General features: G+C 37.4%; 15 protein-coding genes. 8 read left to right on the forward strand and 7 right to left on the reverse strand.

Annotation, left to right across the window (positions count from 1 at the left end; all coding sequences use genetic code 11):
* Positions 1-75 precede the first annotated feature (75 nt).
* The 8 genes from infC (at position 76) to BM018_RS02025 (ending at position 6,191) form a co-directional block, all read left to right on the forward strand.
* Positions 76-636 (forward strand): translation initiation factor IF-3, encoded by a 561-nt coding sequence (gene infC, locus BM018_RS01990; RefSeq protein WP_092317901.1) that lies wholly within the window; start codon positions 76-78, stop codon positions 634-636.
* Between the two features lie 26 nt (positions 637-662).
* Positions 663-851, forward strand: coding sequence for a 50S ribosomal protein L35 (rpmI, locus tag BM018_RS08265; protein WP_407640960.1), 189 nt, complete (start codon positions 663-665; stop codon positions 849-851).
* Between the two features lie 60 nt (positions 852-911).
* Positions 912-1,268 carry a 50S ribosomal protein L20 gene (gene rplT, locus BM018_RS02000; protein ID WP_092317907.1) on the forward strand — a complete coding sequence of 119 codons (357 nt, stop codon included), beginning with the start codon at positions 912-914 and terminating at the stop codon, positions 1,266-1,268.
* A gap of 71 nt (positions 1,269-1,339) precedes the next feature.
* Positions 1,340-2,221, forward strand: a complete 882-nt coding sequence (locus tag BM018_RS02005; protein ID WP_143280374.1) for a tetratricopeptide repeat protein — start codon at positions 1,340-1,342, stop codon at positions 2,219-2,221.
* Positions 2,214-3,350 carry a DNA-processing protein DprA gene (gene dprA, locus BM018_RS02010; RefSeq protein ID WP_092317913.1) on the forward strand — a complete coding sequence of 379 codons (1,137 nt, stop codon included), beginning with the start codon at positions 2,214-2,216 and terminating at the stop codon, positions 3,348-3,350. The genes BM018_RS02005 and dprA overlap by 8 nt, the downstream gene beginning before the upstream one ends.
* Positions 3,347-4,267 carry an alpha/beta hydrolase gene (locus tag BM018_RS02015; RefSeq protein WP_092317916.1) on the forward strand — a complete coding sequence of 307 codons (921 nt, stop codon included), beginning with the start codon at positions 3,347-3,349 and terminating at the stop codon, positions 4,265-4,267. Before dprA ends, BM018_RS02015 begins: the two co-directional genes overlap by 4 nt.
* The gene (locus tag BM018_RS02020) at positions 4,257-4,919 is read left to right on the forward strand and encodes an 8-oxoguanine DNA glycosylase (protein WP_092317919.1); all 663 of its coding nucleotides are present in this window, start codon (positions 4,257-4,259) and stop codon (positions 4,917-4,919) included. The genes BM018_RS02015 and BM018_RS02020 overlap by 11 nt, the downstream gene beginning before the upstream one ends.
* A gap of 3 nt (positions 4,920-4,922) precedes the next feature.
* Positions 4,923-6,191, forward strand: a complete 1,269-nt coding sequence (locus tag BM018_RS02025; protein WP_092317922.1) for a bifunctional folylpolyglutamate synthase/dihydrofolate synthase — start codon at positions 4,923-4,925, stop codon at positions 6,189-6,191.
* On the opposite strand, the gene recF is transcribed toward BM018_RS02025, so the two are convergent.
* From recF to flgN, 7 genes are all read right to left on the reverse strand, one after another.
* Entirely contained in the window at positions 6,146-7,249 is a 1,104-nt protein-coding gene (gene recF, locus BM018_RS02030) for a DNA replication/repair protein RecF (RefSeq protein ID WP_092317925.1), read from the reverse strand. The two genes, BM018_RS02025 and recF, sit on opposite strands and share 46 nt — an antisense overlap.
* A 20-nt stretch (positions 7,250-7,269) precedes the next feature.
* Entirely contained in the window at positions 7,270-8,658 is a 1,389-nt protein-coding gene (locus BM018_RS02035; RefSeq protein ID WP_092317928.1) for a LysM peptidoglycan-binding domain-containing protein, read from the reverse strand.
* Positions 8,659-8,739: 81 nt separating this feature from the next.
* Positions 8,740-8,979: a carbon storage regulator CsrA gene (csrA, locus tag BM018_RS02040; RefSeq protein ID WP_092317931.1), complete on the reverse strand. Its 240-nt coding sequence runs from the start codon at positions 8,977-8,979 to the stop codon at positions 8,740-8,742.
* A gap of 12 nt (positions 8,980-8,991) precedes the next feature.
* Positions 8,992-9,444, reverse strand: coding sequence for a flagellar assembly protein FliW (fliW, locus tag BM018_RS02045; RefSeq protein ID WP_159428133.1), 453 nt, complete (start codon positions 9,442-9,444; stop codon positions 8,992-8,994).
* Between the two features lie 29 nt (positions 9,445-9,473).
* Complete coding sequence (locus BM018_RS02050) at positions 9,474-10,727, reverse strand: flagellar hook-associated protein 3 (protein WP_092317937.1); 1,254 nt, start codon at positions 10,725-10,727, stop codon at positions 9,474-9,476.
* Between the two features lie 15 nt (positions 10,728-10,742).
* Positions 10,743-12,650, reverse strand: a complete 1,908-nt coding sequence (gene flgK / locus BM018_RS02055; protein WP_092317940.1) for a flagellar hook-associated protein FlgK — start codon at positions 12,648-12,650, stop codon at positions 10,743-10,745.
* Positions 12,651-12,720: 70 nt separating this feature from the next.
* Entirely contained in the window at positions 12,721-13,227 is a 507-nt protein-coding gene (gene flgN / locus BM018_RS02060) for a flagellar export chaperone FlgN (protein WP_092317943.1), read from the reverse strand.
* Positions 13,228-13,285: the final 58 nt, after the last annotated feature.

Consider the following 13,285-nt stretch of genomic DNA (forward strand, 5'->3'; position numbering starts at 1 on the left):
TACTTGATTAAAAAAAAATATTATGTTATAATTTCCCTGCTATAATGGATACTATGGAATAAGGATAGATATTTGATGAAAAGATCAGAAAATCGAGATCAAACGAATATTAATGATCAGATTAAAGCTCCAGAATTACGTGTTTTGGGGCCTGAAGGTGAACCTTTAGGCATTATGTCGTTGGAACAAGCTTTGGCAAAAGCTGACGATTTTGAATTAGATTTAGTTGAGATTTCTCCTACAGCTAATCCACCTGTTGCTCGCATTGTGAATTACGGAAAATTTTTATATCAAAAGGAAAAAAAACTTAAAGAAGCTCAAAAAAATCAGAAAACAGTCGAGATGAAAGAGATAAAGTTTGGACCATATATTGACAGTCATGATTTTGATTATCGTATGAAAAGAATACTTGAGTTTATCAAAAAAGGCGATAAAGTTAAAGTAAGCATACGATTTCGAGGTCGTGAAATGTCTCATACTAGTGTGGGGTTTGATATTATCGATAGGATTTTAGCTCAAATGGGTGATGCCGTTGTAGAAAAACCAGCAAAGCTGGAAGGCCGTCAAATTTTAATGGTATTGACTCCTCCTAAATCACAAACCCCCCAAAAAAAATTAGCAAAAGAATCTCAGTAACTAAAGGAGCACATCTCATGCCCAAAATGAAAACAAGACGATCTGTAGCAAAACGTTATTTTATTTCATCTTCTGGAAAAGTGCGGCGTTGTAAATGCGGAAGACGCCACCAACTTGAGCATAAAACACCTAAAATCAAAAGAACTAGTAAAGGGTTAGTTGAAGTTTTTCCTGCTTTGGCAAGAAAAGTTAGGTTAATGATGCCATACGTTTAGTAGAAAAGTTCGGAACGGGAAGGGTGTCCGTTCAGAAAAAATATCTAAGGAGTGTTCTCTATGAGAGTTACATCGTCCGTAACGACCCGTGCACGTCATAAAAAAATCTTAAAACTCGCAAAAGGTTTCACTGGAGCCCGACGGGTTCGATTCAATGCGGCTAATGAGGCTGTATTACATGCTATGCGTTTTGAATATATCCATCGACGCACCAAAAAACGTGATTTAAAACGTCTATGGATTACGCGTATCAATGCATTTACAAGAGCAGAAGGCCTTACGTATTCACGTTTCATTGAAGGTCTTAAAAAAGCTAATATAGCAGTTGATCGTAAAATTCTAGCATGGCTTGCGATGAATGATACATCTGCAATGAAAGCTTATGTTGAGTTGTCTAAAAAAGCATTAGGAATATAGTTTGCTAAAGAAACCTCCTCTAAAATGAGGAGGTTTTGCTGTTATCTTTTCCTGGAATCAAGGAAAATCAAATGAAAAAGTATACACTGATTTTATGGTTGGGATTAGGATTCTTTTTCGGTTATATGTTTGGAATGACGATGGATCCTTTGGATCGTGCTGTACGTAAAGCTCAAAATATCAATAAAAATACATTAGCTAGATTTTCTACGCTACGTGTTGGCGAAAAAGCTTTTGAACAGCAACTAAAAGAAGATCCTAAAAAAATGAAGAAATATGTTAAAGCTATTTCCGAAAATATTTTTAATAAAGAAAAAGCAATAGGTGTGTTGGATGATGTTAATGCTTTTATTGATTTAGCGACAAAAAAAACGTTTATAGATAATAGTTTGCAGCAGTATTTGACGTCGCTGGGATCGATCCAGCTACAGCATGGCATGGTTTACGAAGCGATTACTAATCTAAAGCGTGCATTTGAAATCAATCCTTATGATGCAGCTACGGTTCAATATTTGGGTTTGTCATATTTGGGTTTATATCAAATTTTACCCTCTGGTTCTGAAAAAAATATTATGGGTGATGAAGCTTTGAAATTTTTGCAGATAGGAATTAAAATTAATCCAGAAAATCAAGATGCATTATATGGTTTGGCATTGATTTATACAGACCAGGGCCTTTATGATAAGGCGTTACCTTATTTTTCTAGGCTTTTGGAACTCAATCCTTCAAATATCGATGCTTTGTTAGGAGCGGCACGTATTTATTATGATAACGGGGATCTTGACAAGGCCCGCAGGATTTATGAACAAAGCGAATCAATTATTCTGAATCAGCAACGTCAGACTGGACTACTTCGTAAGTCTGTTACACAGGGAAATGTGCAGTTAAAACTTGATACTATCAGAAAAAATTTAGAAATTATTTATCAAAATTTGGGGCAGATTCGTGGATAGTTTGTTTGCGTTGGCAGCTTTTTCAACGACAGATGTTATTAGTATCAGTAGGCTGAGAAAGATTAAAAATTCAGGAATAAGTCTTGAGGATTTTCTGAATTTTTCTGTAAATGATCAAATGAATATTCTTGAAGTTAAGTCAGAAAAAGCGCAAAAAGAACTCTTATCAATGAAATCAAAGGCTGATGCTGTTCTGCAGAGCTGTAAGAAAAAAAATATCAAATTATTACCTTATGATGATCCTTATTATCCTCAGATTTTACGATCAGTACCGGAACCTCCTTATTTACTTTATGTGAAGGGAGATTTTAATCCTCAGATTCCTTTGATAGCTGTTATTGGTACAAGAAAATCCACTCATGAAGCCGAAGAAATTAATAGATGGTTTTGCCAGACGTTTGCGGAATACGGTTTTGGAGTAGTTAGTGGTTTGGCTTACGGACACGATTCTATCGCTGCTCGGACCATGATACAGAGCGAAGGTTATACTGTTGGCGTTCTAGGAACAGCTATAGATTTAGTCTATCCTTCTAGCCTATACCGTTTGTATGAGGAAGTGGCTGAGTATGGAGCTCTTATTTCAGAATATCCTCCTGGTATGGTTGGTGCAAAATGGCGTTTTCCACGTTGGAATCGTATTGTCAGTGGATTAGCATATGCATTATGCGTGGTTCAAGCTCCAAAAAGTTCAGGTACCTTGATTACTACAAAAATTGCTGAAGAACAAGGGCGTGATGTCTATGCAGTGCCAGGGAATCCAATGAAAATGCAGTATCATGGTTCTAATAATCTTTTGGAGCTCGGAGCAAAAATGGCATTAAATCCTGAGGTAATTATTAATGATTTAATGCAATCAATCCCTGATGCGGAGGTTCGTCGGTTTTTGAAATCGTTCCCTAGAATTTCCGAGAATGATAATTCGTCCCCAAAGCAGTATAAGCCTGATCCAGCCCTTCGTCCTGAAGAGCAAAAGGTACTGTTACTCACTGAAAATCCGATTTCTGCTGACGATTTGTTGAGGGAACTAGATATGAATCCAGCAGGGTTCAATGCAATGATGTCTATTTTAGAAATAAAAGGATTTTTACGTCAGATTCCTGGTGGTCTTTATCAAAGGATCGAAATATGATAGGAATTATTGTTTTCACAGTTTTTCTGATTTTTGTTGTACTCTCAACTCAAACTCTTTTATTTCATCCTAGGCCGAGAAAAGATATTTTAACAACTTCATATTCTTCTAATAGAGATTTTTGGCTGAAAAACGGAAACTCAAAACTTTTGATTATGTTGCACGGGATGTATTCGTCCCCGGCAACTTTTGAACACTTTGCCCAATTGGCTCACCGCCAGCATTGGGATGTATATGCCCCAGTTCTTCCCAATTCGTCTAATTCTGTTGATGAGCTTAAAAATCAACCGGCATTTTTATGGGAAGATAGTTTGCGTGTGGCATTCCAAAAAATTATTGTCAGTACCGAAAACTATAAAGATATTGTTTTATGCGGACATTCGCAAGGTGGATCTATTGCACTCACTCTTGCTCCTAGTTTGGTGTTTTTGAAGGCAGTTGCTGTGGTTGCTGCACCGATGTATCTTATCGGTCCTCAGCATTCGTGGTTGCGTAATATTGGTATTTTTCTTTCAGGGTTTCTTTATTTTCTGCTGCCTAAACATGGCATGGATACACCAGTTCGATATCAAAAAGAACGAGCATTTGTGGAGGATACATTTGGTTCGGAAGGTTTTTACTATGGATTGACGTTACATTCAATGAATCTGGGATTGGCAAAAACCAGAAAAAGATTAAATCTGATCAAACAACCTTTGTTTCTGGCCTATGAAAAAGGGGACCGTATTACAAATTTTAATGATTTTCTTCTGATCAAACGCAAAGTGGCATCATCTTTTATTCGGGAGATTGTTTTTGATACTCCTCGTTCTGAAGACCCTTATTCAAAACGCCATAAATTGTTTAGTTATAAGCCTATAAAAGATAAGCTTTTTTATGAATTAGAGGCTTTTTTAAGGGAAATCGATGAGTTTTAAAGAAGATGTTCAATATTTTTATCGATTCTATAAAGATTCAGTACAAGCAAAGATACAGTCTTTTGAGGCATCGGATCCTGAAGTTATTTTTCGGGAAGCTGTTTATTGTTTTTTAACACCTGCTACAAAAGCTGAATGTGCTTATGCCACACATAAGGTTTTGTTTACGGATGGATTTTTTTTTCGTGCCTCTCAAGAGGAAATTGCTGCCTGTTTGTGTGCCAAACCATATATTCGATTTCATAATCAAAAAGCTCAACGGTTGATTTTTTGGCGCGAACAAGGTAATAAAATTATTACTGATATGCTAGCTATTTCTGCAGAATCAGATAAACGAGAATTTCTTGTAGAAAATGTTTATGGCATGAGCTATAAAGAAGTGTCTCATTTCTTGCGAAATATTGGTATGGGTCGCAGTTTGGCTATTTTGGACCGGCATATTATTAATTTTATGAAAGAGAGTTTTATGTTGCCTGTTTCTGCTGATTTTTCTCAAGTTAACAGAAAGTATAAAGATTGGGAAAAAATATTTATTGATTTTGTTACTGCTCAGAATTGGACAGTGCCGGAAGCGGATTTTGCTGTTTGGGTAGTGGGAGTAAAGCGTAGCAATCCATATTTAACTTATGAAAAGATTTTGGAGTTAAAATAAATAATGAATTTTAAAGAATCTGCACAAGCAATTATGAATCTTGGAGTTTCTAATAGAAATGTTGATTTATCTGTGTACCCACGTCGTGTTGCTGAACTTTTACAAAATCAAGGTTTTGATCCGAATCAATTTAAATTTTTTCATGTTACCGGTTCTAAAGGGAAGGGTTCTCTTTCGCGAACAATTTTTCAATTGCTTACAGCAGAGAGACATAAAGTTGGTTTATTTACATCACCTCATATCTTCTCTATTCGTGAGCGCTTTGAAGATAATGATGGACTGATTTCTGAGCAAGATTTTATCAATCTAGTCAATAAATATCTTCCTTTGTTTCGTCAATATGAGCTTCATTTTTTTGAAGCATGTCTTTTTTTGGCTTTGGTTTATTTTAGTAGCCGAAATCTTGAGTATGTTGTTTTGGAAGTTGGTATTGGAGGCCGTTTTGATCCTACTAATTTCTGTGTTCCAGAATGTGCTTTGATTGGCCATATTTCTATGGAGCATCGTGATTTTTTAGGCGATACTATTCAAAAAATAGCTTATGATAAAGCAGGCATTATGAAACCTGGCATTTTAACATTTAGTGCAGATCAAAGTCATGAAGTCCGTAAAATTTTTGAGGACGAAAATAAAGGAAAATTAATTTTTTTTCATGATGCCGTTTCTCTGGAAAATTTTGAAGTTTCGAAAAATGGTTGTTTTTTTGATCTCTATGTTAAATCAGGAAACAAGGTTGCTCAATTCCCTAAAATTTTTCTTAAACGTTTGTCTTATGCGAATGTGTATAATTTTTGTTTGGCTGTGGCCGCTGTAGAACATGTTTTAGGTTCCTTAAGCCAAGACAGTGTCAATAAAACAGCTGTACAATCGATCCCTTATCGTATGCAGCTGTTTGATGGTCCTGTTCTTGCAGATACGGCCCATAATGGGCAGTCTTTTTTGAATTTGTGCCGTACTTTAGATGAATGGCTTCAATGGAAAGATGTTATTCTATATGTTTCTGTGATGGATAATAAAGAATTTCAGGATATTGCAGACGTATTAGCTGAATATAGGCATTTATGGTCTGAAATTCGTGTATTCGATTTTGAAACTCCTGGCCGTAAAATTTCAGGGGGCATCCAGCTCTATGAAAAGCTTGACAATATGGCTGCAGTGTATTTGGGTATTCTCGATGATTCCCAAATGGTACGATTGGTTCCTTATACATGCTGGGCCGGTTCTTTTTACTCTATTCCTTTGTTTGAAAGTATCCGTATGCTATCTTTATGAAATGAATAGAATTGTGTTTCGTGTTCGATAAAATTGAAAAAATCTTTGTCTGTGCCTGTGAGGAATAATTGCAATTCAGAGCGGTGAAGAGCATTAAAAATAGATTTTCGTTTTTTCAGGTCGACTTCTAGTAGAACATCATCTAACAGCAAAATTGGTTTTCTTTTAAGGGTTTCTTCGATAATTTGAACGGCGCCGATTTTCAAAACAAAAGCTAATGCTCGATTTTGACCTTGAGACCCTGATTCTGCTGCAGGTAGCTTATCGATTAAGATTGAAATTTCATCACGATGAGGCCCTTTAGAAGTGTGTTTTAGCTTTAAATCTTGAAATTTTGATGATTCTAATGCTTTTTCTAAAGACATTTCCCAACTTCCAGATACTGAAAAATTGTTAAAATATGTTAATTTTGCTTCTCCTTCGGTGAATTCTTCATATAAGTTCTTTACTTTTTCTGCAAGTTTTCGTGCAAAGTTAATTCTTTTTTCAATTAATTTTGCACCATGGGTAACAAGCTGAGAATTCCAGATACCGCAGTTTTGAGGATCTTTTTTCAAAGAGCTGTTTCGTTGGCGCAATGCCCGCTCATAATGCAGCAAGTGAATATTATAATTGCTGTCTAAAAGTGCAATAGCAGAATCAAAAAATTTTCTCCGAATCTCTGATGAGCCACAACTGAGAAAAATATCATTCGGAGAAAAAGTAACAATAGGATTGTATGTGCGCAGCTCATTTGCAGTGATTGATGTTCCATTACATAGGAGTTTTTTCTTTTTTTCACTGATAATACGCTCAATTTTTTCGTTATTAAATGTACCACCTATATAAAATCCTTCAGAGTTATGTCTTGTTAATTTGTGCCTATCATTAGTACGAAATCCTCGATTTGAAGACAAGAGATAAATACCTTCTAGGAAATTTGTTTTTCCCGTGCCGTTTTCGCCTATTAAGCAATTAATATGTCCGAACGAATCAACTGTTATTTCTTGAAAAGAGCGAAAATCAACCATCCTAATTTTTTCCAAAATCATGAGTGACCTTAAAAATACGGAAAGCATTATGCTTTCCGTATAAATTTTTATCTAATATTTTGAGGTGCTGGTGGAATACGGAAGTTTTGTCCTGGATAGATTAAGTCTGGATCTTTAATAATTAATTTATTTGCACGCCAAATGTTCGGCCAGAGCCAATAGCGCCGATTTTTGTAAATTTTTCCAGAAATATCCCATAAAGTATCACCTTTAATTACCCGATGCATTGTAAGTGTTTGACCAGAAAGATATAATTCAGATAATCTTAGTCCTTCCCGTGCTAAATCTGTAGCATTGATATAGTTACCATCTTTATATGATGACTGTGCATTACTGTAGTAATTTTCTATCAATTGAATAGTAATAATATCAGGGTCTTTGTAATTAAAACTTTGTGCTTTTAATTCAGTTTTGTGAAAGTTTAATCCTATCATATCGATCACTTGATATTCTTCTTCATAATCGTCCGGTGTTATTTTCTCTTCTTCAAAAAGAATTAATATTTCAGATTCTTCATTATTTTGTATTTGGGAAGAGTTAGTAATATTTGAAATACTTATGCTACGATTTTTAGGAGTAAATTGTTTTTTAGGAGTTGATGTTGCATTAGGATAAACATCATTTGTATACCCTTGACTCTTTAAAGAATCAATAGTTTTCCCTAAAAGTCTGATAAGATTATATGCTTGCAGTTGAAGATCATCATCATTTACTTTAAGTTTAATTGATGAGGTATTGGGATATCTTGATAATGCATCTTGTAAAATGTCAATAGCTTTATTTGAATATTCTAAACTACTATTATAATCGCCATTATTATATGCTTCTGCAGACATTTCAATATAGTTTGAGGCTTCGTCAATCATAGGCTGAGAATCTTTTAAATCAGTTGCTTTAAGTGCACGCTCGTGCAATTCTCTTGCTCGATTTAAATTAGCAAGCGCTGTAGCTGCTTGTCCGCTAAGTACTGTCTCTAAGATTTGAATTCCAGATTCTGCAGCTTGGATTGCTTTTTCGAAATCATTATTATTAAGGAATCCGTTAGCATCAATAAGTGCTTGATTAGCTTGATTGTAGGTATCCGGATCGCTTTTATCCAAACCTAACTGTTGTGCTTGATCCAGCAGCTGCTCTAAACGCGTGATTTGTTGTTTTGCTTTGTTTTCACGCGCTTTTCTTGCTGCTTCGTTAGCTGCATCAATCACTTCTTCAGCTAATTTGTTAGCTTCTTTGTCTTGACCGTTTTCCATAGCCAAGCGCATAGCTCTATAAAGGTTTTCCGCTGTTCCAAATTCATCCGGCGCGTAAGTGGGAGCTTCAGCAGCCCGAGCTCTTTCCATTGCTTGAACTGCAAGATCTGTGGGTTTTGCTCCGCGTGCGCAGCTCACAGCTCCGAAAAGAATCAAGCATAGATATGTTATAGTAAGTTTTTTCATACCAATACACCTCAATTTTATAATTGTTCCGCATTATTTATATATCTTAATAAATTTTCTGAATAATGTCTACTTTTATGCTCAATTCTTTTTTTTATTTTTTTGCGAAAAAAAATCCTTCAAAGCACCAATTGATCGTGGTTGCTGGGCTTCCTGATTTTCTTTCAGAATAGCATCGAAAATCTCTCTGCGGTATATTTTGACTTCTTTCGGAGCAATAATTCCGATTTTTACCTGGTCTGGCTTAATATGGACAATTTTAATTTCTATTTCATCGTTGATCACGATCGATTCATTTTCTTTTCTTGATAAAACAAGCACACCGCCTCCTTGCTACCGGGTTTCTACAGCAACAGCTTGTGGCAAAAATAAACGGCATTTGGTGCCATAATGCGTGCAGTTGGAAATGCTTTGAATGCCGAAGCGATTTTTTGTATTGATCACAACAGGTCCAAGGATATTCATGGTCATTTCCTCGATATTTTCTGGAATTGTGACAATCGCAAAATCGATCAAATCGCTATGATCCGTAAACTCCAAAAGCCCGGCATCGTTATCGTCTATGTCCAGAACATAGTCGCTGATAAACTGTCGCGGTTCCGTCAGAATAAACGATATGTTGTATTCTTCTTTACTTTGCAGCAGATAGAAAGAGCTTGGTTCTTCCAGCTGCAGCAGATAAAATTCTTTCAAGTCTTCAAAGCCGAAAATAGGCTTCTTGAACGTGATAAGACTGTCTTTCGAAACTGTAACTTCGCCGAAATCGCGTGTTTTTATGGTTTCCACAAATATTCCTCCAGATTTTTATCGAGATTTTATCTTAAAAAGTCGAGCAGCGTTGTCGGAATGATCTTTGCTCCTACATTCAATGCCGTTTGGTGTGCGAACTCTGCCATTTTAAGTTCGGTAATCGTCTTAGCATAGTCAGTGCCTGTTGCATTTGCTGCGGAATCTTTCAAATATAACGCTTCTGTCTCATTGCGTGCAAACGTTTTTTCTAAACGCTCTGCAACAGCCCCTGTATAGGTGCGATAACGTAGAATATTCGAAATACTTTGATCAAGCAGCCCTAAAGATTCTCCGCCGATCCGATAAACATCATCATTCATCAATTGATCACGCATCCGTATCAGCGTATTAAAAATAGTATTTCGTTGGATGGTTGCTGCTGTGGCGTAGTTACGTGGTGCTTCGGAACTGGGATTCAAAATTCCCAAATCTTGAAAAACTGTACCTCCCGCAGTGTCTTGAAGCCAAGGTTCACGTGCGGAAATAGCTTCCAGTCGAAACCGCGCCGAACCGTCAGCTTGCGTTTGAATAGAAGCTCTAACTGTCAAATCAGAGTCGTTGATTTTTTGTGCAATCGTTTCCAAATTATCGCCTGTCAGAATATTAATTTCTGTGCCTTCAATCATGATTTTTGCATCCTGCGTTGCAACATATCCAGAAATATCACGTGTCCCTTGAATAATTGTTTTTGTTGTTTCAAAAATATTCGTGCCTGGCATCACTGAGGTAATTCTATCATTTCGTCCTATGTCCATAACACGTTCTTGTGCATTGCCAAAATAGTCAATACGACTCACAAACGGCATATTCATGTTTTCTTCGAAATTTTCTGTAATGCGGTAGGGCTGTAAGTTCGTCGACGTGCCCCCGAAAACCGGCATGCCTTTATATTCTGCGTTGCCTGTCGAAACAATTTGCCGGATCAGCTGATCGACTTCTCCTGCTATAACAATTCGGTCTTCCTTAGTATAAATTCCATTTGCAGCCTGAACTGTCAGTTCTCGTATGCGCTGTAAGCTCTGCGTTACCGAATCCAAATGCCCGTCTACAAAATTTAATTTGTTTTTATAGGCTCCAATAATTTCGTTGTATTTGTTCAAATCCTGCGTTTTTCCTGTCCATTTCATATAATTAATTGTGTTTGCGGGATCATCACTGGGAAGTAGGATTTTCATGCCGCTGTTCAACTTACGCTGTGTCCGTTGTAAGTTTTCGTTATTGTTTTTCAGGTTTTGAAGAAAATCATCCTTCATAAAACCTTGTGTTACTCGTCCTATCATAATGTGCCTCCTTTATTACGCGCCCATGCGGTTGATGATGATGTCTAGCAACCTGTCAGTAGTAGAAACCAAACGTGCTGCAGCGTTGTAAGCATGTTGTAAGGTGATCATCTTGGTCATTTCTTCATCAACGTTAACGCCAGAAACTTTGCTCCGCAGTCCCAAAAGCGATGCCGTCAAAGCATCGGTTTTTTCGTGGGATCTGATCGCTTGTTCGCTGAGCGTGCCTGATAATGATACGGTTTGCTGGAAGTAGTCAGCAAAAGTTTCAGCATTGCCGGTCATGATCGTCTGATAACGAAGGTTCGCCACTGCAAGTGCGTTTCTGTTGTCATTGAAACCTGTCAGTTGATCAGGGTTACCATCTCCTATTGTGTCGAAACCTTGAGCTGCAGCAATGCCTTCTGGCCTGTTGTTGACGGAATCATCTAATGCCATCCAACCTGCGGCATTTTCTTCCGGCGTAAGAGAAATCAAATTGCGTGGTGTTCTAAGCATTGTAATTGCATCGGGACTTTGCCAGTCGAATGCGGCGTCTTGACCAGAATTGGCAAGAACCCCCGCAATACCTGTTAAAAAATCTCCGGAATCTTCAATATGCCTCAATGCAAAATTAATATGATTCTTGTCTGAAGATTCCTGCGCCTTAAAGGAAAGCCTTCCCGCAAAATCCAAATAAGCTGTTACTTCGGCATTTGAACGATTAATGCGTTCAATTACTTTTTCAACAGTATCTGTTGCACTATAAGTGACTGTTATATCACGACCTCCTGGTCTGTTAGGTCCAAAATTTAGTACACCATTTGCTGCTAAAACTGTGTCATTTGTCAGCTTTTCTGAACCCGTAATACGAAACAATGCTGTACTATCAAGGGTGCCATCTTCATTTAGGTCGATTGAACCTTCAGCATTTTTTGCGAGGGCAATTTCTTTAAAAAAGTTATTATCGGTAGTGCCGTCGAGACTAAAACCATCACGATGGACTGAGTTCACAGCATCGGCAATCCCGAATGAAAGTCCGTTAAGCCTTGTCAACATTGTGTCTATGTCTTTATCTCGAACTTCAACTAGTCCGGAAATTTCGCCCGGACCTAAATTGATATTTTCTCCGGTCTGTTGCCAGCGCGCTGTTACAAAACCATGATTTTCAGGATCAGAAAAAGCTTGTACACGGGCGGCATGCTCCCCTTGAACCAATTTCTCTGCACCGATATATACGATAAATTCTTTAGGATTGTCCCGCTCAAGTCGAATATCTGCAAACTTCGATAATTCATCGATCAGTTTATCACGTTTGTCGTAAAGATCATTTGGGTTGTCACCTAAAAGTTCTTGTTTTTGAATTTGTTTATTAAGTTCTGCAAGTGTTTCAGTAATGTTGTTTAACCGAGTAATTTTTTGTTCGACCAAAACATTCGTTTGAACCTGCATGTCCTTCAGTGCCTGATACTGAGCCTTGAAACTTTGATTCAAAGTCTTTGCCCGTTCTAGCAAATGAATTCGACCTGCGTCGTCGGCTGGCATTTCTGCAACTGTCTGCCATGCTTCCCAAAATTCTTCAAGATCTGTCCGTATGTTAGATGTGCCAGGTTCGTTCAGCAGCATTTCCATTTGGTGAAGCATAGTTTTTTTCTGCTTCCAGAAGCCTAAACCGCCGTTTTCGAAAATAATTCTGTCGTCTAGATAAACGTCACGGATCCGGATTACTTCCTCTACCGTAACTCCAGTGCCTAGTTGCCCGGGAATGGTAGGTTTGTTGATCCCGGGGGGAAATAAAGCCGGCATTGTCTTTTGTGTAACCCGTTGTCGTGAAAAGCCTTCCGTATTGAGATTATTAAGATTATGCCCGACAGTTTGGAGGCCTTTCTGCGATGTCTGCAGTGCTCCTTTGCCCATTTCCAAACCTAAAAATGATGAAATCATATCTTTTCTCCTCCTCAAAACTCCTTGAGAATCTAACCAACAAACCTCTTACTTTTTGCTGGTTTCTATCTTATATAGTTTGGTCTAACACATACAAAGGTATAGGAGTTTCCGCAGCAGCAGAACCGTAACGATCGTAATGTTGGCCTAAATTTCCGCCTGCAATTTCAAGAATCTGTGCAATAATTTCGGCATTATTGTTGAGAATATAGCTGTTACGTTCTGTGGCAATACTGATACGTTCTGCCAATATGCGTATTTGTTCTGATTCTGACAATAAAATATCTGCCTGAGGCTGCGGAATTTTTGCAGCAAACTCAGACAACGATAGTGATGCATCAAAACCAAGCATCAATGATAATGTTTCGACATGGTCTTGGCGTACTTTCTCCAAAATCTCAAAGGAAGATAATAATTCTTCTTGAATTTCATTGCTCTTGATGAGCTTGTATATATCAATACTGCGCAGTGCGTCGTACTTGTTATCTTCTGATTCGAGAAGACCATGCATGAGATTTTTTATTTCTTTCAAAACAGTAGCAAACATCATAAGCGTATGGTCCGAATTGTGCGTCATAAAAACCTCCAATGGGTATTTTAATTTGTTCTGCGTTATAAAATCGGCGTGTTTTGCA

The organism is Brevinema andersonii, from assembly GCF_900112165.1.
In the GTDB taxonomy this organism is placed as follows: domain Bacteria; phylum Spirochaetota; class Brevinematia; order Brevinematales; family Brevinemataceae; genus Brevinema; species Brevinema andersonii.